The 23727-nt window shown below is 47.3% G+C and carries 17 protein-coding genes and 2 pseudogenes; 13 read left to right on the top strand and 6 right to left on the bottom strand.

Going from position 1 to position 23727, the window contains the following annotated elements:
* The first annotated feature begins 10 nt into the window (after window positions 1-10).
* From FKW19_RS10460 to FKW19_RS10425, 8 genes are all read left to right on the top strand, one after another.
* Window positions 11-1624: a cytochrome ubiquinol oxidase subunit I gene (locus FKW19_RS10460; protein ID WP_089179157.1), complete on the top strand. Its 1614-nt coding sequence runs from the start codon at window positions 11-13 to the stop codon at window positions 1622-1624.
* Window positions 1625-1638: 14 nt separating this feature from the next.
* A complete protein-coding gene (gene cydB, locus FKW19_RS10455) occupies window positions 1639-2778 on the top strand; it encodes a cytochrome d ubiquinol oxidase subunit II (protein ID WP_089179156.1) in 1140 nt (379 codons plus the stop codon).
* 13 nt (window positions 2779-2791) lie between these two features.
* Window positions 2792-2986, top strand: a complete 195-nt coding sequence (locus FKW19_RS10450; RefSeq protein ID WP_089179155.1) for a hypothetical protein — start codon at window positions 2792-2794, stop codon at window positions 2984-2986.
* A 342-nt stretch (window positions 2987-3328) separates the two neighbouring features.
* Window positions 3329-4669 (top strand): sorbosone dehydrogenase family protein, encoded by a 1341-nt coding sequence (locus FKW19_RS10445; RefSeq protein ID WP_089179154.1) that lies wholly within the window; start codon window positions 3329-3331, stop codon window positions 4667-4669.
* Window positions 4670-4994: 325 nt separating this feature from the next.
* Entirely contained in the window at window positions 4995-5813 is an 819-nt protein-coding gene (locus tag FKW19_RS10440) for a mechanosensitive ion channel family protein (protein WP_089179153.1), read from the top strand.
* Window positions 5814-6012: 199 nt separating this feature from the next.
* Window positions 6013-8289, top strand: coding sequence for a TonB-dependent siderophore receptor (locus FKW19_RS10435; RefSeq protein ID WP_089179152.1), 2277 nt, complete (start codon window positions 6013-6015; stop codon window positions 8287-8289).
* 293 nt (window positions 8290-8582) lie between these two features.
* On the top strand, window positions 8583-9104 hold the full coding sequence (locus FKW19_RS10430) for a DUF4142 domain-containing protein (RefSeq protein ID WP_089179151.1): 522 nt from the start codon (window positions 8583-8585) through the stop codon (window positions 9102-9104).
* Window positions 9105-9448: 344 nt separating this feature from the next.
* A complete protein-coding gene (locus FKW19_RS10425; RefSeq protein ID WP_193561042.1) occupies window positions 9449-11056 on the top strand; it encodes a B12-binding domain-containing radical SAM protein in 1608 nt (535 codons plus the stop codon).
* Window positions 11057-11229: 173 nt separating this feature from the next.
* Here FKW19_RS10425 and FKW19_RS10420 read toward each other — a convergent pair whose 3' ends face one another.
* On the bottom strand, window positions 11230-13590 hold the full coding sequence (locus FKW19_RS10420; RefSeq protein ID WP_089179149.1) for a TonB-dependent receptor: 2361 nt from the start codon (window positions 13588-13590) through the stop codon (window positions 11230-11232).
* A 301-nt stretch (window positions 13591-13891) separates the two neighbouring features.
* Between FKW19_RS10420 and FKW19_RS10415 the strand changes: the two genes are divergently transcribed.
* From FKW19_RS10415 to FKW19_RS16090, 4 genes and pseudogenes are all read left to right on the top strand, one after another.
* Entirely contained in the window at window positions 13892-14482 is a 591-nt protein-coding gene (locus tag FKW19_RS10415; protein WP_089179148.1) for a PadR family transcriptional regulator, read from the top strand.
* A gap of 24 nt (window positions 14483-14506) precedes the next feature.
* Window positions 14507-15130 (top strand): annotated as a pseudogene (locus tag FKW19_RS10410) (O-methyltransferase).
* Between the two features lie 28 nt (window positions 15131-15158).
* Complete coding sequence (locus FKW19_RS10405) at window positions 15159-15938, top strand: siderophore-interacting protein (RefSeq protein ID WP_089179147.1); 780 nt, start codon at window positions 15159-15161, stop codon at window positions 15936-15938.
* A gap of 156 nt (window positions 15939-16094) precedes the next feature.
* A pseudogene (locus FKW19_RS16090) lies at window positions 16095-16253 on the top strand (MFS transporter); the annotation flags it as partial.
* A 437-nt stretch (window positions 16254-16690) separates the two neighbouring features.
* On the opposite strand, the gene FKW19_RS10395 reads toward FKW19_RS16090, so the two are convergent.
* The 3 genes from FKW19_RS10395 to FKW19_RS10385 form a co-directional block, all read right to left on the bottom strand.
* Window positions 16691-19180, bottom strand: a complete 2490-nt coding sequence (locus FKW19_RS10395; RefSeq protein WP_089179145.1) for a phosphocholine-specific phospholipase C — start codon at window positions 19178-19180, stop codon at window positions 16691-16693.
* A 30-nt stretch (window positions 19181-19210) separates the two neighbouring features.
* On the bottom strand, window positions 19211-19522 hold the full coding sequence (locus tag FKW19_RS10390; protein WP_238331204.1) for a purine nucleoside permease: 312 nt from the start codon (window positions 19520-19522) through the stop codon (window positions 19211-19213).
* 190 nt (window positions 19523-19712) lie between these two features.
* A complete protein-coding gene (locus FKW19_RS10385; protein ID WP_089179144.1) occupies window positions 19713-20483 on the bottom strand; it encodes a phosphatase PAP2 family protein in 771 nt (256 codons plus the stop codon).
* A 145-nt stretch (window positions 20484-20628) separates the two neighbouring features.
* Between FKW19_RS10385 and FKW19_RS10380 the strand changes: the two genes are divergently transcribed.
* Window positions 20629-21723 (top strand): nitronate monooxygenase family protein, encoded by a 1095-nt coding sequence (locus FKW19_RS10380; protein ID WP_089179143.1) that lies wholly within the window; start codon window positions 20629-20631, stop codon window positions 21721-21723.
* Here the strand turns inward: FKW19_RS10380 and FKW19_RS10375 are convergent.
* Window positions 21718-22698, bottom strand: a complete 981-nt coding sequence (locus FKW19_RS10375) for an ABC transporter ATP-binding protein (RefSeq protein ID WP_089179142.1) — start codon at window positions 22696-22698, stop codon at window positions 21718-21720. The genes FKW19_RS10380 and FKW19_RS10375 overlap by 6 nt on opposite strands.
* Entirely contained in the window at window positions 22695-23726 is a 1032-nt protein-coding gene (locus tag FKW19_RS10370) for an ABC transporter ATP-binding protein (protein WP_089179141.1), read from the bottom strand. The genes FKW19_RS10375 and FKW19_RS10370 overlap by 4 nt, the downstream gene beginning before the upstream one ends.
* Between the last annotated feature and the right edge of the window lies 1 nt (window position 23727).

The following is a 23727-nucleotide window of genomic DNA, read 5'->3' as shown; positions in this document are numbered from 1 at the left end:
AGATCTGACGGTGGAATTTATTGATCCCAATGTCGTTGATCTGTCGCGCTTTCAATTTGCGCTGACGGCATTGTACCATTTTATGTTTGTGCCGCTTACCCTCGGTCTTACATTTATGCTGGCGGCTATGGAGACAGTTTACGTTGTTACTGGCCGGCAGATTTATAAAGATATGGCGCAGTTTTGGGGTAAACTGTTTGGAATAAACTTTGCCATTGGTGTTGCAACTGGCATCACAATGGAATTTGAGTTTGGCACCAATTGGTCCATGTATTCTCATTTTTTCGGGGATATGTTCGGTACACCCTTAGCGATTGAAGGCCTTATGGCCTTTTTTATGGAATCTACATTTGTAGGTCTCATGTTTTTTGGTTGGGATAGGCTGAGCAAGCAGGCGCATCTGGCTATCACTTATTTGGTGGCGTTGGGCTCTAATTTATCAGCCTTATGGATTTTAATTGCCAACGCCGGGATGAATATGCCCGAAGGTGCACATTTTGATCCTGAAACAATGCGGATGCAGTTTGAAAGTTTTGTAAATCTGGTTTTCAACCCAGATGCACAAGCCAAGTTTGTTCATACATCTGTTGCGGGTTACGTCTCGGCAGCAATGTTTGTTATGGGTATTAGTGCTTTTTACCTACTACGCGGTCAGCATCGGCAGTTTGCGGCACGTTCGTTCCGTATGGCAGCGCTATTTGGCATTATCTCCACTGTGGCTGTTATTACGTTGGGAGATGTATTGGGCCGGTTGGATTATGAAAAACAGCCCACCAAAATTGCGGCAATCGAAGGCCTTTGGCACACCAGTAAACCGCCGTTTGAACCGTGGATTTTGGCGGCTTTGCCAGATGATGCCAAGCAGGAAAACCATTTTGAAGTTGGTGTGCCGCTTGTGCTCACTCCACTGATTACCCATACGTTTGACCAACCCATTACCGGTATGCATGAGCTGGAAGATGCAGCCGGACCGCGTATTCGTGCGGGTATCGAGGCTGTGAGCGCTTTGCGCCGCTATGGTGTTACGCATAGCGATGCAGATCTCACTCTGTTTACACAGCATGAGCAGGACATGGGATACGGCCTGTTGGCCGCACGCCACGCCCCCAATCAGGATGTTACGAACATTCCCGAAGATCAGATTGACGCTGTGGTGAAAGCAACTCAGCCCGATATTCTCCCCAACGTATTTGTTACGTTCTGGTCTTTTCGGTTTATGGTATTTCTGTCTCTATGGTTTTTCGCGCTGTTTGCCATCTCAGCCTTTGTCAGTCTGAAACGTCGGCTAGAGCATAACAAGCTGCTTCTAAAACTCTGCATGTGGTCAATTCCTTTGCCAATTTTGGCAACAGAATTTGGATGGATTACTGCTGAAGCAGGCCGTCAGCCGTGGACAGTGTTCGGATGGTTGCCCACCTTCCTTTCCGCTTCAAGCCATGGCGTGTCTTACATGGTGTTTTCGCTCATTGGTTTTGTGCTGCTTTATAGCGTGTTTATTGCCGCAGAACTTTACCTCATGTTCAAGTTCGCGCGTCTGGGGCCAGAACACGACAGCATGGAACCACATGCTCAACTGCATGCTCCCAAACCGTCAGCCTTTGACATGCACCCTACGGCCTCCTGACAGGAAACGGTGATATGGAACTTTACGCGATACTGAAGATAGTTTGGGCCGTTATGTTGGGTGTGCTGTTTATTGGCCTTGGCACCATGGTTGGTATGGATATGGGGGTAGGCACATTGCTGCGCTTTGTAGGGCGCAATGATGCCGAACGCCGTACAGCACTCAACATTATTGGCCCGCATTGGGATGGTAACCAAGTCTGGTTTATTTTAGGGGGAGGGGCAATTTTTGCCGCTTTTCCTACACTCTACGGCACATCATTCTCGGTTTTTTATGTGGTTATGATTACCCTGCTGTTCAGCATGATTTTGCGGCCTGTAGCGTTTGAATATCGTTCCAAGGCAGATAGCAAGTTGTGGCGCGCAAGCTGGGACTGGGTATTTCTTGTTTCGGGCTTTGTGCCAATGTTTATCTATGGCGCAGCGTTTGGGAATATTCTGGAAGGAGTAGGATACCATTTTGGCTGGACGGGGCAGTATTATCAGGATGAATCCTTCCTGTCTTATCTGCTTAATCCCTTTGCCGTTTTATGTGGTTTTATGTCTGTCAGCTTAAGTATTTATCAAGGCGGCACCATGCTGATGTTGCGGGCTGATAATCCCATTTGGGCACGTGCACGGCATTATGCCATTGCCGGAGGTATATTTGCGGCCATCCTGTTTGTGGCTGGTGGCATATGGATGCAGTTTCTGCCCGGATTTGTTATGACAGGTCCGGTTAATCCGGCCATGCCAGCAAATCCTCTACATGGTCAATCTGTGGCAATTGTTGCTGGGGGGTGGATGCATAATTTCCGTCATCATCCTGCCTTATGGCTGTTACCACTTATGGGGGTAAGCTGCATGCTGGCTGGTTCTGCAATGCTGACGGCTGGGCGTACTGTGGTTGCGTGGTGGTTAGGTTTGGGCGCATGGGCCGGTACTATCATGACAGTCGGCTGCGCTATGTTTCCATTTCTTATGCCGTCTTCCACCGTGCCAAACCAAAGTTTGACGGTATGGAACAGCACGGCAAGTGAATACGGCTTAGGCTGCATGCTGGCCGTTGCTGCCATTTTTGTGCCGATTATCCTATCTTATACTTCGTGGTGTTATTACGTCATGCGCGGGAAGGTTCATACCGCTGATGTCGTTAATGATACCCATAGCTACTGATTCTGAGGTCGTGATGACAAAGCTTTTGCGTCTGGCCGGTCTGGCTGTTGCTCTTGTTGTTTCTCTGTTGTTTGCCGTGTTTGTGGGGGATCAGGGGCCATGGTATTTTGCATGGGTGATTGGTACGGTCATGATCATCCTGATTTCCGGGGCCGGGGCAATTATGCTGGATGCCCAATCCAACCTTTCATCCGATGAGGAAATCTAACCATGATGGGTGATCTTGAGCGGATTATTTTCTTTATTCCCGTTGTATATATGGGCCTTTACCTGATTGCTTACCAGTGCGGACGGCGTTGGTTTCCATAAGTAAAAATGCGCCACCCAGCAGATGCGGGTGGCGCGATTATGAGGTTAAGCAGACAATATAGCTGGCAGGCTGTGGAACTCCCTGAGATGTTCGGATGTTACACACGCACTACGCATTGACCAGACGATCATGCTGTTGTGCTTACGCTTGCTTTATTCTTGGTTTGTCTTCCAAAAAATAGGGCAAAGGTTTTTTGTTGGGTGCATGATCTTGGTCGTAACATAGAACCGAGAGAATGTTATGAAAACATGGGTGTACTGGGGTGGTGTCGGAGTGCTGAGCCTTGCGGTTATGAGTGCCGCTGGGTGGAAACTTTTGCTGCATCCAGAAGCGGCAGAGTTGCCCATTGCAGCCGGGTTTGGCCCTAGTCCTGATCTTCCCAAACCCAACCATACCTTGTTCCCAACAGTTAATATTGCAACGCCTATGGGGTGGTCGGGCACACAAACACCATCGCCCGCGCAGGGGTTGGCTGTTACAGCTTATGCAAAAAACCTGAACCACCCCCGATGGCTCTATAAGTTACCCAATGGTGACATTCTGGTGGCCGAGAGCAACTCCCCCAAAACGGACGTTAAAAGCGTTAAAAATCGTATTGCCGGGCTTGTAATGGGCAAGGCCGGTGCGGGCGATAGCAGCCCGAACCGGATTATTCTGCTGCGCGATACATCAGGGAGCGGAGCCGCAGATACGCGCACGGTTTTTCTGGATCATCTTTATTCTCCCTTTGGAATGGCGCTTATAGGGAATAATCTGTATGTCGCTAATGCCAATGAGATTTTGCGCTTTCCTTATCACGATGGTGATACGCAGATTAATACACCCGGCACCAAAGTGGTGGATCTACCTGCTGGATATAACCATCATTGGACCAAAAACTTGCTTGCAAGCCCAGATGGCAGCTTTTTGTATGTAACTATCGGATCTAACAGCAATGTTGCTGATAATGGAATGGAGGTTGAAGAGGGGCGGGCACGGATAGACAAGCTTGACCTGTCCACAGGAAAGCTCACTCCATATGCAACTGGATTGCGTAACCCAAATGGCTTGGCCTTTGAGCCAGATAGCGGAGCCCTATGGGTGGCGGTGAATGAGCGGGATGAAATAGGGAGTGATCTTGTGCCCGATTACATTACCGCCGTGAAGGAAGGCGCATTTTATGGCTGGCCTTACAGTTATTACGGCCAGCATGTTGATAGTCGTGTTTCACCTCAACGTCTGGATCTTGTAGCGCAAGCGGTTGTGCCTGATTATGCTGTTGGTGCGCATACAGCTTCTATTGGTATTGCGTTTTCTCATGATGCCATGCAACTCCCTGACGTATGGCGGCATGGATTGTTTGTGGCGCAACATGGATCTTGGAACCGTAGGCCTAAAAGTGGCTATAAGGTAATCTATGTGCCGTTTACCGATGGGCGACCAGCGGGAATGCCTATTGATGTGCTTACGGGCTTTTTGACACCAGATGAATCACATGTGCATGGCCGACCAGTTGGTCTTGCGCTTGATCGTGCAGGCGCGTTGCTGGTTGCTGATGATGTTGGCAATGCTGTGTGGCGTGTCATAGGCCAGAACCCGTAATGATAATTGTTTTGAATACCTTTCCTGTATTCATGATGATAAAATAAATATCACAGTTATGTGATTTTGGTGCTTAACAGATGCGTATGTTTTCGACGTGATGGAAGCATACGCGCTCGGCTATCTATTTGTTTGCCAAGAAGCCTGTATGGCTTGGCCCGGCCTTCCTAATGTGGTGGCGATGCATAGTTAATGAATTTACAACAATGTGTGTAAATTTTAGTCAGGCCATAATGATGACGGATAGCAGTGAGATATCTTACCATGTCAGGAAGGTGCGGGCGTTGCATGCTGTCGTGTGGCGCACGCGAAATATGATTTAGGGATGATTATGGAAAATCAGGTTCATTCAATTTGGTCGCAATTAAGCGGGCTGTTGCCTGTATTGTTAGGGTATGCAAGCCAGTTTGTTCTGGCATTGATTGTTCTTTTTGTGGGCTGGAAAGTTGTTAACGCTGTAACGCGGGCAATGGGTCGGATGATGACGGCCAGCCATATAGAACCAACACTGCGTGGTTTTTTGCTAAGTGTTGTTGGCCTGTTCCTAAAAGCTCTTTTGCTCATCAGCGTAGCTTCTATGGTTGGCATTGCTACAACGTCGTTTGTTGCGGTGTTGGGTGCAGCGGGCTTGGCTGTTGGTATGGCATTGCAAGGCAGCCTTGCGAACTTTGCCGGCGGTGTTTTGATTCTGCTTTTCCGCCCTTTCAAGGTAGGGGATTCCATTACTGCGGGTGGTAGCTCGGGCACAGTGACATCAATCGAAATGTTTCGCACTGTGCTGCTGGATGCAAACCACGAGATTATTTACGTTCCTAATGGAACCCTCTCAAACAACATTGTTATTAACAGCTCGGAATCAGATCGGCTTCTGGGCTCAGTCAGTTTGCTGATTGATTACAATGATGATCTCGATAAAGCGCGAACACTATTGCTGGCACTGACAGAGCAAGATCCGCAGGTTCTGAAAGACCCGGCTGCTTCGGTTTCCTTTTTGCCCAAGCCTGCAAATATTCAGGTTACTCTGGGGTTCTGGTGTGCTCCTGGTGATGTTTCCTCTCTCGTGGCAAAATATTCCGAGGATTCAATCAAGGTGCTTCAGCGGGAAGGTTACCGCTTGGGGGTAACTGCACGAGCTGCCGCGTAATTCAGGGTATTCTTGTTAGGAGCTTAATAAGAGCCATCTACTTAGGCGAAGGGGTAGGCATTGTCCTACCCCTTTCTGATTCTATGGGGTGTTGCGTGCCTTGCGGAGGATCCAGCGGAAACTCATGGGATTACGTACTTGCAATTTATTCTTAGTTGCTAGATAAGGCGCAGGCTATTCCCATGCAGTGAGCCTTGCCATGAGTTTTCGTGTGTTTTGTTTGAATACGCTTTGTGTTTCCAGCTTGCTTGCAGGCATTGCAGAAGGCGTTTTTTTTCCTGGTTATGTGCAGGCAGAAGATATCAAGCCGTCACATAAGCCAGTTCATGCACCTCTTTCGGATACAAAACAGCCGAGTGCAGGCCAGACAAAAAAAACGATACAGGGGCAAAACAAGCAAACAACAGATATAGTTGCAGCCAAGCAAGAAGATCTGGTTGTTAAAGCATCGCGCAGTAACCGTATGTATGTGACGAATGGAGGAGATCTAGGGGTTTTAGGGCATAAAAAGGGCTTAGATGTTCCGTTTAATATACGAAGCTATAATTCCAGCCTTATCTTGAACCAGCAGTCTCAAACGCTTGGTGATGTTTTGCTGAATGATCCAACCGTTCGCACAACTATGGGATATGGTAATTACGCCCAGCTTTTCCAGATACGTGGTTTTACCCTGTATGGCGATGATATTGCGATTGATGGCTTGTATGGCGTTACACCGCGCCAGCTTGTTTCCCCTCAGCTTTATGATTCAGTGCAGGTTCTCAATGGCGCTAGTGCGTTTTTGAACGGTGCGGCGCCGGGTGGTTCTGCCATTGGCGGGAATGTAAACCTTATTCCCAAACGTGCGGCATCTACCGATATCACCCGCGTTACAGGTGATTATACAAGTAGCGGGCAGGGCGGTGGCGCTTTTGATTTAAGCCGTCGGTTTGGCAAAGATCGCGCCTATGGTTTCCGCTTCAATGCCGCTGGCATGGATGGTGAAACACCTATCAAAGGAGAACGGCATGATGACATTGCCCTTGGCGGTTCCTTTGATTGGCATAATGATGATACGCGCATCAATATGAATATGAACTACCAGAAACAGCAGGTTTTTGGTGGGCGTAGCGCCATTATTGTTTCCAGCCTTGCAACAGATATGCCTACACCAAAGGCTACCTCTCCCTCCAAAAACTGGGGGCAGCGCTGGGCTTACACAGATCTCTCCTATCTGTTTGGCACGCTGAATATTGAACATGACTTTGGCGAGCACATTACCACCTACGCAAAGTTTGGTGCCCAAAGTGGAAACGAAATGGGTAATTACGCCACAACCACACTAAGCAATTCTCGTACAGGGGATGGCTCTGTGGGGGCTATGGCGGATGCTTATAATGTTATGAACGAGGCAACGCAGGCTGGGGTGCGTGCCCATGTAAATACAGGCTTTATCAAGCATGAAATCAATGCGGGTGGTTCTGCAATCTGGGAAGAATCAGACGCAGCTTATGCTATGAGTCTGGTAGGGGAGCCCGGGAATATTTATCACCCAACTCAGTTTACGCCCAATGAGACGTTTGCCGGAGGCAATTTGCGCAACCCAGGGCGCGTTTCATGGAACAAACTCTATAGCTTGTTTTTGTCTGATACGATGACATTCTGGCATGACCGTATCGCGTTGACAGGTGGCTTCCGGTATCAGGATATCCTATCAGATTCCTATAATTACGGGAGCGGAAGTCTGCTTTCGCATTATAATGCTTCAGCTTTTTCGCCTGTTATCGGCCTTGTAGTGCACCCGGTTAAGAATGTTGCGTTGTATTTCAACCGTATTCAGGGGCTTTCTGCTGGCACCACTGTTGGTTCTACCTATGTAAATGCAGGGCAAACCTTTGCGCCGTATCAGAGCACGCAGTACGAGGTTGGTGCCAAGTACGACGTGGGGCGTTTTTCTGCCGGTGTCGCATTTTTCCAGACATCCATGCCGTATGGTATGACAGAACCTTACGGAGATACGGGTGAATCTATCTATACCCAAAGCGGCAAGCAAAGAAACCGGGGTATGGAACTGACATTTAATGGAGAAATCCTGCGTGGGTTGCGGTTTAACGGAGGGCTTACGCTGATTGATGCCAAACAGGTGCATACAGCCGGAGGTGAATATAATGGCAAGACCGTTATTGGTGTTCCAAACTATACAATTAACGGAAATCTGGAATATGATGTGCCCTTCGTAAAAGGGCTAACGCTTGTTGGCCGTGTTGTTAGTACTGGCAAGCAGCAGTTCAATAACGTCAATTCAGCCCACCTGCCTGCATGGTCTCGGTTTGATCTGGGGGCACGTTATACCTTTTTGGTTCATAACAAGCCCCTTACCGCACGGTTTGAAGTCGATAACGTTGGAAACCAACGGTATTGGGCTTCTGTTTATCAGAGCGATCTGGTTATGGGGGATCCGCAAACATTTAAGTTTTCTGTAAGTGCTGATCTCTGATAACGGTAGATGAGAAAATAATACCATTTTTTGCCGGATGTTGCTCAATAGACAGTGCAGCATCCGGCTTTATTTATGGGTAAATACGATTTATTACTGTACGGGACATAAACTTTTTCTAATAAAGGAAGACCCAGAATTTTTAAAAGTTTTTTGTAAATAAAAATTATTCAATAGCAAAATTGTTCTTTGATTGCGTGAAACCTTTAGTAAAGGGTGCCGTTCAACACATTGCGCACTTTGCGGATTTATCTTTTTTCAAGAAAATTACCGCTTTCAAAAGGACAATACTCATGAAAAAGACGTACTTTCTTGTTGCGGCTTTGTGTGTTGCTGCGCCAGCGTTTGCTGAATCTTTGCCAGAACGAACCGGCATAAATTCTGCAATGGGTATAGCCCCTAAAACGGATGATTTTATTCAAGGTGCTGTATGGAGCGATCTTTTCGAGATTCAATCCAGCCAACAGGCACTTTCAGAACCTTCTCTTAAAGATTTTGCATCTAAAATGATAGAAGATCATCATAAGACATCAGCAGAATTGAAGCAGATTGTAAGTGATAACAACATAAACAATATGCTTCCGGTTGACGTTGATGAAGCAAGCCAAAAAAAGCTTGATACGCTCCACGGCCTGCATGGTGAAAGTTTTGTGCGGCGGTATAGGCAAGATCAGATAACGGCGCATGAAAATGCTCTCTCACTTTTCCAGCGTTATGCAAAAAATGGGGATAATCCTGCCTTGAAAAAGTGGGCCGCAAGCACTGTGCCAACGCTTGAAGAGCATCTGAGACTGGCAAAGAACTTGCCTCAGTAAATTTGTATTTTTATGTGAGTTGTAGAGTGCCTGCGTTCTGGCTGGAAATTTCATACCGAGGTGATAAGCACCTTGGTATGTCTTTTTCTTCTAGGATAGTGATTGATTTGCAATACATGCGTTCTTGAGCGTATAAGCAGAATTCACTCAGATGAAAGGTCATGAAATGACCTTTTGCTGGCTCTTGCTACTCCCAGCTCTCAGATACGACGCCCATATGGAAGGTGTCCAGAGCATTTACCCTCCATAGGAAACCAAGCCCTGCAGGGGGCTGCGCGCCGTCGAAGAGAGCGAGATATCGTCCGCTTTGATTGTGATCAGCTGTTCAATCAAAGGATATCTCCGTGACGACCGATAGCTGCAAGGTCTTGATGATCTTTCCACTTTTTAATGCCAGTTCGTTCTGGAATTACAAAGAGGCCTGTGATCTGGCTGGGGCGCGCTATCCGGCGGCTCCGCTTGGTTTGATTACGGTTGCAGCGTTGCTTCCCAAACACTGGGAGGTTAAATTGGTGAACCGGAACACCGAGCTTCTGACAGATGAGGATTTCGCTTGGGCCGATATGGTGATGACCGGCGGAATGCTTCCCCAAAGAAATGACTCCCTGCGCACTATAGAAATGTGTCGCACTAGCAATAAGCCAGTGGTGGTTGGTGGGCCGGATGTGACATCCAGCCCAGATTTGTATAGCGCGGCAAATTTTCAGGTGCTGGGTGAAGCTGAAGAAATCATGATTGATTTCATAACAGCTTGGCGGAGGGGGGACACGCAGGGCGTCTTTAAGGCCCCTATGGGGAAAACGGACGTTACAAAAAGCCCTTTGCCGCGTTTTGATCTGTTAAAGCTGGATCAGTATTTGCATGTAGGTATTCAGTTTTCACGTGGATGTCCGTTTAGCTGCGAGTTCTGCGATATTATTGAGCTTTATGGCCGTGTACCGCGAACCAAAACAAACGCCCAAGTTATTGCAGAGCTGGATGCATTGTATGCTCTTGGTTATCGGGGGCATGTGGATTTTGTTGATGATAATCTGATTGGTAACAAAAAAGCGCTTAAGAAGTTCTTGCCGGATTTGAAACTCTGGCAGAATAAAAAGAAATTTCCATTTGAGTTTTCAACCGAAGCATCCATCAACCTTGCAGATGATACGGATTTGCTGCGCAGTCTGGCAGAAACAAATTTCTTTGCTGTATTCATCGGGATTGAAAGCCCGGATACAGATACGCTGGTGATGACGCAGAAAAAACAGAATACTCGGCGCAGCTTGCAAGAAAGTATTACCAAAATTCATGAGGCTGGTATTTTTGTAAACGCTGGCTTTATTGTTGGCTTTGATAGCGAAAAAAGCAGTGTTGCAGCAGGGATGGTAGAATGTATTGAAGATACTTCCATTCCGGTTTGCATGGTTGGGTTACTTTATGCCCTGCCAACAACACAGCTTACGCGCCGCCTGCTAGCCGAGGGGCGCTTGTTTTCTGGGGGCGAGCAGACGCAATCTGGAGATCAGTGCACAGCGGGGCTGAATTTTGAAACAAACCGCCCGCGCCGCGATGTATTGAATGATTACAGAACCGTTCTGGCAGAAATTTACAATCCAGTTGCATATTTTGGGCGTGTTCGACGGATGGGCCGGATGCTTAAGCGTGAGCGCGCCCATAAAATGATACGGGGTGATTTGCGCAGTTTTGCACGTTTGCTTTTCCGTATTCACCGTGCTGGCCCAGGAACAGCCAAACAATTCTGGCGTATGATGATTGATTGTGCCCTGCATAACCCAAAGGCAATACCTTATGTGGTTATGACGAGTGCACTTTATTTACATCTCGGCCCATTTTCACGGCAGGTGGTGCGTGAGATTGATAGGGAAATTCAGAATGTAGACGAAGGGCGCTGGCATGCTCCACCAGTGCAGGTTTCGCCAACGGCTGCGGCAGCACTTTTGCCTGCATAACTTAAAAGGGTCTTCTCATAAGGCTTGTAGTTAGGTGCACTGTGGATGTGCTTTTTGGAGCATTACGCTGTGTGTTCTGCGGTATCAAACTATTGGGTGTTCTATAGTGGTTCTGTGCACTGCTTTTAAGAAGCAGAACACAGAACGACTTAATATCCTGATAATGTGCAAAATTAAAAATCAGCAGAAAGAGTGGCAGTTACCACAAATGGGGAACCAATAACGTAAGTAGGCTGTGAGCCAGAAAGGCTTTTACCCGTAAGCACACCATGCTGTGTTTTGGCGTTTGTTGTATAGCCATACATTGAAGACAGATAATGGTTGTCCCCAAGGTTAACGAGGTTCAGCTTGATTTTAGGAGAGACGTGGCCAATTTGCGGCAAGCGCCTGCCAAAGCCAAGGTTGGCCGTAACGTAACCGGGAATACTCTGATCATTCATGAGTGTGGCGTATTGGGCACCAGTATATTGCAGTGTAAAGTTGCCAAACCATTTGCCATCATTATAGGTCAGGCCCAGAGAACCAGAAAATTGTGGAGCACCAACTTCTTGCTTGCCTTTGGTTGCAAGATAATCTCCTGCATAAGCAATATTGTTTCCATTTTTAGTGTGCATATACTGGCCAGATGCGTAAGCGCTTACATTGTGCCAGGGGCGCGTGGCAAGTTCTGCCTGAATACCGTAGGCTTCCAGACCACCGGCGTTGATTAACTGTGAAATTGTTGATGTTGATCCCGGTTGATAGCTTATGGCCGAAACCTGATGGTTCGTTACGTTATAATGAAAGCCTGCAAGGTTAGCCATAAAGAGGCCACTATAGCGATACCCTATTTCTTCTGTAATCATATATTCTGGCTTGTAATCGGACATCGGGAGCGATGTCGCCTTGCCAGTGTTATAGCTGTAGGATGCAAGCTGTGAACTTAACCCAGCAGGAAGGTGGTAACCAGTTGTGCCGTTAACATAGATCTGATGGTTGGGATTGAAGCGGTAATTGATAAGCACCTGAGGGGAGGGAACAAACACATTTTTAATGGATTTGCTTGCCGTTACGCCCGGCAGATCCTGAGTGTATTGGCGGTTTGCCATTACCATTCTAATACCACCATCAATAGTCAGGCGGTCATGCAGGAACGACATTTTGTCGTCCACAGCAAAGCTATTCAACTGCTGTAAGGCGTTTTCATTATCTTGGTTAATAAGCAGTCCGCCGTTAGCTGTAAGGGGGGCACCATTAGAGTTCCAATGCCCACTGCCATTTACAGGATAAAACTTCTGGGTGGCGGCTTCCTGAGCGTAAGAATACCAATAGGTAAAGTTAAGTGTATTGAATTTATGCTTCCAATGTCCGGTAAGGGTTAAACCGGAAGAAATTGTATACCAATCTGAAACTTCAACAGACGTTAATTTGCTAACTGATGGGTCATATCCAGGTAGGTTTTTATAATCGTCAAGATGTGCGTATTTTTCCGCGCCAGCATAACCATTGGAGACAGGCACGGTTTCGCCGTAATAATAAGGTCCATGAAATTCAACAGAATAGGCTTGTGCGTCTAAGCTTAACCCATGCCCAAAGCTGAAATGATTTTTTAATGTACCGTAAATAGCCCCAGTATTTTTGCCGTTCAGCCCAACGTAGTGTGTATCACCATTATAATACTGGTTGTTCAGGCCATATTTGGTTCCGTAGGTTTTCCAATTCGCCAAGGATGGATAAAGCCATTCACCTTGTGCGGCATCTGTAAAACCAAAAATAGCTTCTGAATGGCTACCGGGAGCCCAGCTTTTTGTAAGTGCTGCATCTACGTGCCACTTGCGAATGTCACCAGCACCACGCCACATATCACTGCGGGCATAGGAACCAGAAACAAAGCCCCGCACGCCGGAGTGTCCGATTTCTCCGCTATCGTAGCGGATAAAGTCTTTGTTCGTGCCGTAGGAGCCGCCAGAGGCCGCAACATGCACATTTTGGTGGTCCATCGGGTGGCGTAATGTTGCAGAAACTTCAGCCCCCGTTGCGTTGTAGGTGGGGGAATTAATATCCACCGAGCCCTGCATCACATTCACCTGGCCCATATTCTCACTATCAACGAGAGAAGGGGTATAGGTACTGTATGTAAAGGGGTTGGCTGCTGGCATACCTTCAAGCGTGACACCAATTTCTGCTTGCGCCATCCCGCGAATATGAATGGTGGAAAAGGAGGTTGTAAGAGGCCCTTCACTGGCAGAAACCACGCCAGGCACTGTTTGGATCAGTGATTCGATTGTGGAAGTAGGAGACTGCATCTCGATATAGCTATGGGAAAGTGAGCTTATCGTTTTGGCAGATGTGTGTTTCACCATCATTCCGCCGCCTGCTGTTTTGCGCGAGACGACGTCGACGTTCTCATCCTTGGCTTTCGGCAATTTAGCCGTTTTTTTTGCAGCAAGGGGAGCGTGGTTTTTGTGTTTATCCGGGTTGCTGCTCGCTTTGGCTATGGTTGTGGCGTTTTGAGCAAATATACAAACTGTGCTCAGGATCAGGAACTTTTTCATTGCGGTGTCTCATTTTCCCATAAGGCGCCGCAACCTATCTGACTTTTTGTGGGTTTTTGAGAGATATTTAAAAAATTCATTTATATTAAATAGAGTATTCATAAAACATTCACGCATTGTGCGAAAAACGGGGATTCTACATATATGGTAAAATATCGACTGCTTGTGTTTTGCCGCATTTGTATGCCTGCGCACGTGTGCCTGTTGCTTGTGTGAAGAGGGTAGGGAGCAAAACAGATCGTCTAAGGAATATATCTAGATATATCTTGACATCAGATATATCGGAATATATATCGGAATTATGAAACACAGAAACAAACACGCAGGCGGTCGTAGCCGCCCAGTTTTCTCCCCTGAAGGAACAGCAGGTTCTGGAGGGAAGCATCGCCATCAACATGGTCGGGGTGGAGGCCGACGGGGTGGCCGCAGAAGGCTTTTTGATTATGGCGAAATCCGTTTGCTGGTTCTTAAGTTAATTTCGGAAAAACCAACTTATGGTTATGAACTTATCAAGGATATCGAAGAAAAATTTGGGGGAAGTTATACCCCAAGCCCCGGTGTTATTTATCCAACACTCACTTGGTTGGAAGAAGCAGGATATATTCGCCCATCTGAAGGTGAAAGCCGTAAAAACTACCAGATAACACCAGAGGGTGAGGCGTTTTTGTCTGCCAACCAGGCCGGGTTGGAAGAAATCCTTTCTCGTGCAGCGGCAGCGGAACCCGAAGGAAGAGGTGGGCGTAAGAATATTCCCATGCCTGTAATGCGCGCCATGGAAAACCTGAAAATTGCGTTGCGTCTTCGGTTGCGTAACGGTGGGCTTGACCCAGCGGCAGAAGAAAAAATTGCAGCACTTCTAGATGAAGCTGCACGTGGTGTTGGGCAAGTTTAAATCTGTAAGACAATAAGAGGGAAGATAATCATGGATGATAAAATTCAGACAGTTCTCAACCTCTATCATGAACGTATATAGCAAGAACGTCGCCAACCGCGTATTGAAGCGCCTGGCGGTCGTGATGGGGGGCATGACCAGCGCATGCGTTCCATCGGGCCAGAAACAGGGCAACTGTTGAATATTTTAGCCAAGAGCCTGAAAAATCCAACTATTCTGGAACTCGGCACATCCTTTGGATATTCTGGCATCTGGCTTGCCGAAGCTGCCCGCGTTGCTGACGGTAAGCTGATTACAATGGAACTGCATGATTATAAATCTGCTTATGCTCAGAAAATGGCACAGCAAGCAGGCTTGGCGAATTGGATAGACTTTCGCGTAGGTGATGCCGTGCAGATGATTGATGAGATGGATGAAAAAGTAGATTTTGTTTTTGTTGATCTTTGGAAAGATCTTTATGTGCCTTGCTTAAAGGCGTTTTACCCACGCCTTAACCCCGGTGCAATTATTGTGGCTGATAATATGATCCGGCCCGGTACAGAAGATGTAAAACGCTATGGGCAGGCCATACGCGTATTGCCCGGTATTTCCAGCGTTTTGCTACCTGTCGGGACGGGCATAGAAGTGAGCCGTTTAGAAACAAAATAAAACTTCGAGTAAGCAATAGGATAAATAAATGACAACCCAGAATGTTGTTTCTGGTGCTTGCGATGTGCCAGAAATCCATCGTGTGCGGCATGAATTGCATCGCCGCTCTTTAGAAGTTGTAAAGGTGGAGCGGCTAACACCGCATATGATAAGGATAAGTCTTGCAGGTTCGGATCTAGCGGGTTTTGTAAGTCCCTCTCCGGATGATCATATCAAAATATTCATTCCTGGTTTGGATGGTGCGCCTGTCCGTCGGGATTACACTCCGCGCAAATATAATCCAGCAGCAGGTACGCTGGTGCTGGATTTTGTGAATCACGAAGGTGGACCTGCTGCCGCATGGGCACGGGCTGCAAAGGTTGGTGATCATCTAGATATTGGCGGCCCAAAAGGATCTCAGATTATTTCTGGCAATATCGCGCACTGGTTACTGATTGGGGATGAGACAGCCTTGCCAGCCATTGGCCGTAGGGTGGAGGAGCTTCCCGCTCAAAGCCATGTGACAACAATCGTTGCTGTGCCAGGGCAAGAAGACGAGCAGATATTCGAAACATCTGCACAGCATACAGCGCATTGGGTTCATCGTCCTTTGGATAAAGCTGATGATGCACAAGGTATTGTGTCTGCTCTATCCGGCATGGATATTTCAGAACACACATTTATTTGGGTTGGGGCAGAAGCCCGTGTTGCAAAAACAGTGCGCCAATATTTGCTTGAAAAACGCGGTATTGCCACACAATGGATCAAGGCATCTGGTTATTGGGTGCAAGGGCAGGCAGATGCATCTGTTAAGGATGTGAGTGCATAATAAAGAGACCAAGACATAATGCAGTAGGTATTGCTACTGCATTATGTTACCAGCCGCACAATGGCTGCATGCTTGAACAGCTTTTACATTGCGGGTTGCTCATAATAGCTGTTTTTCCCACGTATGATTTATTTTGATAGTTACAGGAACGGTTACGTGCAGTTACCCACTGCGGCGGAAACCTCATCTGCCTATTCTCCAACCACGCGTATCCTTGTGTCCATTGGTCTTATGATGACCATGATTATGGGGGCGCTTAATCAGAGTATTGTTTCAACGGCTCTGCTTACCATTGTCAGCGACCTTGGTGGCTTGGTATTCAGAGGTCATGGTTGCTGGACAGTGAGACCAAAAATAGCCTTCTTGCTTATGCTGGTGGAGATGGCAGCCTCTCTGCTCAGGAGCAGCTCAAACTAAAGAACTATATGTTTCCTAGCGCTTTAGAATTGCGGACAGGAAATGGCACGATACGTTTGCACCTTAGGGCGCGGGCCATTCTTGCATCATGATTCATCTGTTCATATACAAAAGCTAAAAACGCTCATTCAATCAGGCTGTTTATGATCTGTATTTCACTGTTGATCAGTAAATTGCGTGAATGAGAAATTCTATATTTATGGTTAGAGAAATTTATAAGAATTCAAAATTTTCTGAAATAAAATACATTATTTTATTTTTAATATGCTGGGTGTTTACATAAATCAGCATGTAAACGCCCAGTGTTTTATCCTGTATAGAATAATAACTTGTATTTATTTTATGAGGCCCATTTCTGGGTCCGTAATGCTATGGTTCCCATTGTCGAGATGGCCTGCAAAAACATAAGAAAATTCAGGTTCTTTGGGTGCTGTCAGTGTTAAATTATACCACATGTTGGATTGAGCAAGAGGTATAACCTGCCTGACATTGCCTTGGGCAGGAATGTGCAGGACATGTAAAGCTGCGTGCCCTAGTCTATTGCAGTGGATTTCCAATGTATCATGTCCCATGTTTTTTAGGCAAAGAAGCATGCTTTCCTTGCTCGAAGGCATATATTTACATTCAGCTAAAAGTTTTATGCCATGCTTGCGCCCAGTAAATTTGCGGTAGAAGCCATTGGGTGCGTGAACAGATACATCGTAAAGATTGCTTTCAGATAAACGGCTATCAATATTTACCGTTATGTTATCTCCAGCAGCTACAGCATAGGTGCTGGATCGCATACCGCTTTCTTGCCGCATGTTGTGGGTGTACACATTAAAAGGGGCACCAGATGAAAGGTGCTTGTGTACCTTTGTACCTGCTTGCAGATGCAGGGATATGGTTTGTCCATCTGCGCTTAGGCCGCCATCACAGTACAGTTCATAGGGTAGGGCGCAGGCTGGCCGTGTGCCTGGTTCTTGTTTTACATAGCGCTGTAGTTGGAGGGGATCGTTTTTCAGCAGCGTAATGTCAGCTTCTTCGAGAGATTTAAATCCACTGGGCATAGGCCGGTAGCGTGCATCTTCGATAATTTCTAGATGTTTATCTCTTTCAATAAATGGAAGTTGTGGAACCGTGCCATCGTAAGGGCGGAAGCATGATGTTAAATCCCCACTAATGGCACGGCGCCATGGAGAAATATTGGTTTCGGTAACCTTTTTACCAAACTTACCTTCAATAAACTTTTCAAGAAACTGCAGCGTAGAGCTATGCTCGAACAGCTGAGAATTCACCCAGCCTCCACGGCTCCACGGAGATGCAATAATCATGGGAACCCGAAAGCCCAGACCAATTGGGCCACTACGTGCTAATGCAGGAGGCACGCCCATAATTTCTTCATCTTTGGCGTAAGTATATTCTAGACCATCAGGCCCTATACTGGCGGAGGATTTGCCTGTTTCTGGGCGTTTAGGGTCTGGTGCCGTGAAGGAGCAGCAATGGTCAAAGTAGCCATCATTTTCATCGTAAGTCATGATGAAAATGGTTTTTTTCCAGATTTCCGGATTTTCGGTAAGAATATCCATAACTTCTGATACAAACCATGCACCATACCAAGGTGAGGCTGGGTGATCAGAAAAATGTTCCGGTGCAGCTAACCATGAAACAGTGGGGAGTTTGCCGTTCTGTACATCCTTGCGGAATTGATACAGGACATCTCCCTTGGGAACATCCATATGGCGTGTATTGGAACCATCTGAAAAAGTGAGTGTTTCAAGTGTCCGGTAATTTTTGTCTGCTTTGTTGGTTACAAAAGCGCGTTCAAACAAGCTACGTTCTGCCGAAGTAAGCTGTTCTACTGTTTTTGTAGCAGTATCGCGGCGGCGTTTTAGAACAGCCAGCAAGGCATTGGCTTCAGCTAACTGTTCCTGATGTTTTTCTGAAACAAGTCTTTCTTCGGTCTGAAGTTTTTCAATATGTTTGGAGCAGGCTTTTATACGCTCATCTACCCATTCATGAAATCTGGGGTTTGCAGATGTATTATAATTTTCAAAGCATTCTAAAATATTAAGTGCAAAGTTAGAAAGCCATGCGCGTTCTTTTTCATTCAGACCGCCAACCTGATCGGTTTCATTTTGATATACTTTCCATGAAATGCCAATCTGTTCCAATCTTTCAGGAAAGGTTGTCCATGTTAGGCCAGATTTAAGAATTTCTGGGTTGCGCATATAAACTGTGGAGTCAGTGCTTTGTTTATTACGCACAGTACCTGTCCAGAACACCAAACGGTTCGGGCAAGTGCTTGTCATCACACCGCAGTAATTTTGGTCACAAACAGTAAAAGCATCTGCCAATGCATAATAAAACGGGAGGTCTTCTCGTGTATAATATCCCATAGTCATGGGGTAGTGTTCGTATTTCTTGTAATGTGACTTTTTGACGTCTACCCACCGATCATGATGTCCGTTGTTCCACGCATCAACCTGGCTTTCTCGTGAATGAGGGATAGAGCCCATCCATGTAATGCGTGTGTCATGAATATTCAGGCGCCAAGGCACGTAGGTTTGCCCTTCTGTGCTGGATTGCACAAATACCGGGTTACCGTTGGGCTGGCGTATGGCGCGAGGGTCGTTAAATCCACGTACACCTTGTAATGTACCATATAAATGATCGAACGAACGGTTTTCCTGCATCAAGATAACAATATGTTCTGCATCCTGATATGTCGTTCCTGGATCGGGGGAAATAGCAAATGCGCGGCTAATGGCAGAAGGCAACATGCCAGCAGAACCCGCCGCCCCGGAAAGGAAAGCATATTTCAGAAAATTACGACGTGTCGTCATGTTTCGATCCTGTCAGATACGTAAAAACGTCTAATGAGAGGGAATGGTGTTTTCGTAATGGGCCCAGTGTGTTGCAATTTCTTTTACAACCACACTTCCTGCCTGATACGCAGCATCCAGAGCAGGTGGAAAACCAGAAAAACCAGATTCTTCAGTTTTGGCCTTAAGTAGGTTTGCAGCCGTCTGTCTGGATGGAGGCATGTCGAAATTGCTGCCAGCGCGTAAAACAAGAATACAGTTCATATCAACGCGGCCAGCGCGTGCTTGCAGGGAAAGAGCCTGAAGTATGCCAATTTCTTCTTCTCTGGGTTCATGCCAAAGCAGTTTGCAAGTTTGGTGCATTCATATGCTACCAGATCGGATAGGCGAGAACCCCACAAGCCATGCAAGCCGATAAGCGGTGCCGGTGCTTTAAAAGCGGTTGGCAAGGCCTGTTGTGCGTAACCTGCCAGCGTAAACAGCCGCAGGACAGGCAACGCAGATAACCGGCAACTCATGAATATCCAAACCCCAGAATCAGAAATATCAATTATTAAAAAATATCTTGCGCGGCTTGCTGCTCTACCGCGCAAGTTTTTGTGTCTGGTTCTGTTTTAGCATTACGCAAGGCAAGAAGTTCCTGGCGAACTTTTGCCATTTTCTGGGTAAAAGCGGGCTGTTCCTGAAGTGTTGCAAACATGGCGCTTCCGTTCATATAGCCAGCTTGCACGTCGCTTTTCCAATGCACGCCACAAACAATACGGCTTTCACCAAATATACGGCCGCGTTGCATGATTTGCGTTGCACGATCAGGCAGAGCGCTGGCAAGAATGGACGCCGTAAGCCAACCCCAGGTTGTATGGCCAGATGGGTAGGCATAGCTATGATCAAGCCCATCTGAATGCGCGGTGCAGATGTCTTTATCTGTTCCGACAAAAGGCCTGCGCCGTTTCCAGAAGTCTTTTTCGTTTGAAACATCTTGCTCTACGGGCTGCGCAAGCGATGTAAGAAGATCGACCATTGCGGGAAGTTTGGCTGGATCCAGATTAAATCCGGCAGCGCATGAAAAATCCTTGATAACATGGTCTGGGTTCAGGTTGGCGTCATTCTGGGCCAATTTCCAGCGCGCCTTATCTTTCAGCCCCCGCGTTTTTTCAAAAGCCCGTAAGTCTGCCTGTTGTGCAGGTTCTTCGGCCCGCGGAGGTGGCGGCAAGAATGCACGCCCATCAGGTAGGGTAAACTGTTGTGCCTGTGCGGTATATCCAAAGAAGGTGTGCGCCAAGGAAAGACTTACGGCATAAAAAACGGCGTTACGAAAACGCATAGTGACTTATTCCCACATCAATCGTCATACTGGCGTATAATTTACCTGCATTTCACATTTATAACTGTGACGATTGCATGAAGATCGTGGAGAGTGGACTTTGTAGATAAAGTGCTAAACAGCAAAAACATAGAAAGGTTAGCGCATGCCACATCATACTTTGGTCGAAAAGTTAGAGCTTGCCTTGCCAGTTATTCAGGCTCCTATGGCTGGCATAAGTAATGCTGAAATGGTTATTGCTGCCAGTAATGCAGGTTTTTTAGGCTCTCTTGGTGCTGGCATGATGTCTCCAGAGGAAATTGAGGCTTCTCTTCACCAGATTAAATCTGAAACAACATCAGCTTTTAACGTTAACCTTTTTATTATTGATCATCTGCCCAGTTATTATTCTGATCCGCAAGATACTTTGTTTTTGCGTCATGTTTATGAAAAACTGGAATTGGATTTTATATTACCCAATCAATATGCTCCATCATTTCAGGAACAGTTTGAAGTTCTGCTTCACGCCAAACCGCCAGTTGCAAGTTTTACGTTTGGTATTCTCACACAGGAACAGGTTTCCATGCTGCATGCTCAAGGTATTTTTGTATGTGGCACAGCTACGACCAGTGCAGAGGCGCGCGCATGGGCAGACGTTGGGGCAGATGCTGTGTGTGCTCAAGGTATAGAAGCAGGTGGGCACCGCGGAAGTTTTCTCTCTGATGGAGGAAATGGCGTAGGATTGCTTTCTCTTGTCCGGGAAATTGTAAAGGATATCTCAATTCCAGTTATTGCCGCAGGAGGTATCATGGATGGAGAAGGCATAGTAGCAGCTATAAGCTTGGGTGCCGAAGCTGTGCAAATGGGCACAGCATTTCTGGGTTGTTCAGATACAGCGTTGGCCCCAGCGTATAGAAAAGCGCTTGAACAGCATTTGCCAGCCGAAAGCACCGTATTGACGAATGTTTTTTCAGGCAGGTTGGCGCGTGGTATATGTAATCAATTTATTGAAGAATATGGAAGTTCCCAGCCGTTTCCTTATCCTGTCCAGAATGCCTTAACCCAAGCGTTACGTAAGAAGGCCGCGCGAGATGGAAACGCTGAGAATATGTCTTTGTGGGCAGGGCAGGGGCTGAGGCTGATACGAAATACCTCTTTCAAAGAAATGGCGCATATTTTGCAGGATGAAATATATTCAGCAGTGGAAAAGGTAAACATAGCTTTAGCTGTTGAAATAAGATGCAGCCGCAGCGGATCATAACGGAAAATGGCAGGCCACTTCATGCCTATCGTGATGGATGGGGCGTAAAGCCGGGTCTTCCTGCTTGCAGCGTGTTTGTACGTAGGGGCAGCGTGTATGAAAACGGCAACCACTTGGGCGGTTAATGGGGCTGGGAACATCCCCTTGCAAAGGCACAGGGCGTGCTAGCCCTGTAACAGGCCGCGGGATGGCAGCAGTAAGGGCAGCTGTATAGGGGTGGGCGGGGGTGTGTAGAACGCTATCGGTATCACCAATTTCTACAATGCGGCCCAGATACATGACAGCTACCCGGTTTGATATCTGGCGCACAACAGCCAGATCATGCGCTACAAATATGTAGGTAAGGCCAAGTTGTTTTTGTAAGTCAGCAAACAGATTGATGATTTGTGCCTGAACAGAAACATCCAGGGCAGAAACAGGCTCATCTGCAATAATCAATTGAGGGGACAGAGCTAATGCACGCGCAATGTTAATACGTTGGCGTTGCCCGCCAGAAAATTCATGTGGATATCGTGCCAATGCTGTAATGGGCAGGCTAACAAGTTCCATCAGTTCGTGTAAGCGCGCCGTAATTTCGGCGGAGGAACGCTTGCGGCCTTGGGCATTAGGATGAACTTTAAGAGGTTCGGCTAGTAAGTCTCCTATTCTCCGGCGCGGGTTGAGACTGGCGTAGGAATCCTGAAAAACCATCTGCATACGCTGGCGTAAGGGACGCAAGGTGCGTTCAGACAGATGCGTGATATCACGCCCTTCAAATACAATCTGGCCACTTGTAGTGGACGTCAGTTTGAGCAGACAACGCCCTAGGGATGATTTTCCGCACCCAGATTCACCCACAACGCCCAGCACTTCCCCCGGCATAACGGAAAAGGAAACGCCATCTACAGCCTTGAGTTCCTGCCCGCGGGGAAGGCGGTATGTTTTGTACAGATCGCGCACATCCAAAATGGGCGAGGGGGCTTTAGGTGCTTTCATGGCCGGAGGTGTTCCTGTGCAAGTGCATCACTCAGGCGTGGTGGCAAAGATTTTCCTTCTTGCGGGAGAACGCAAGCGGCAAAATGGTTCGGCCCTGTTTGAACGTAAGGCGGCAATGCTATTGTGCAGGCTGTATGTGCGTATTGGCAACGTGGTGAAAAAGCACATCCTGCCGGGCGGTTTTGCGGAAGCGGAGGAGAGCCAGCAATGGCTGGTAAACGTAATGGTCTTGGTCCATCCAATGGCGGGATGGAGGCTAGAAGCCCGGCTGTATATGGGTGAGCGGGGGATGCAAATAGGGCAGATGTTGGCCCATATTCTGCAACACGGCCAGAATAGAGCACCATGGTGTTATCGCAGGTTTCTGCCACTACGCCCATATCATGCGTAATCAGTAAAACGGATGAGTGGTGCGTATCTCGCAAGCTGCGTATCAGCTCCAGTATCTGTGCCTGTACGGTTACATCCAACGCGGTTGTGGGTTCGTCTGCAATCAGGAGAGATGGGTTGCATGAAAGGGCCATGGCAATCATGGCGCGCTGGCGCAAGCCCCCAGACAATTGGTGTGGGTAGCGGTTGGCTGTGCGCTCTGGGTCTGGCACGCCCATATCACCCAACAGTTTCACTGTGCGGGTGCGGGCCTGTTTGCGCGAAACACGTTCATGGGCCCGTATTTGCTCATCAATTTGCCAGCCTATTGTGTAAACAGGTGTAAAGGCTGTCATGGGGTCCTGAAAGATCATGGCAATTTCTTTGCCACGTAGGCGCCGTAGCTTTTTTGGCGGTATTCCTATCAGTTCCTGCCCCCGGAAGCAGACAGAGCCCGTTACCTGCACGCCCGGAGCATCAATCAGCCCCATAAGCGCTAAAGCCGTGACAGATTTACCTGATCCAGATTCCCCCACCAGCCCTAGAATATCTTGATGGTTTAGGGTGAAGGAAACACCATCTACAATCGGAATCATCTTCCCACGGGCCGGAAAACGTACCCGTAGGTCTCGCACATCCAGCAGGGCGTGGGGGGGCATG

Source organism: Acetobacter sp. DmW_125128, assembly GCF_008704325.1.
In the GTDB taxonomy this organism is placed as follows: domain Bacteria; phylum Pseudomonadota; class Alphaproteobacteria; order Acetobacterales; family Acetobacteraceae; genus Acetobacter; species Acetobacter oryzifermentans.
Note: the sequence above shows the minus strand (reverse complement) of the source record. Positions and strands in the feature narration are given on the sequence as shown.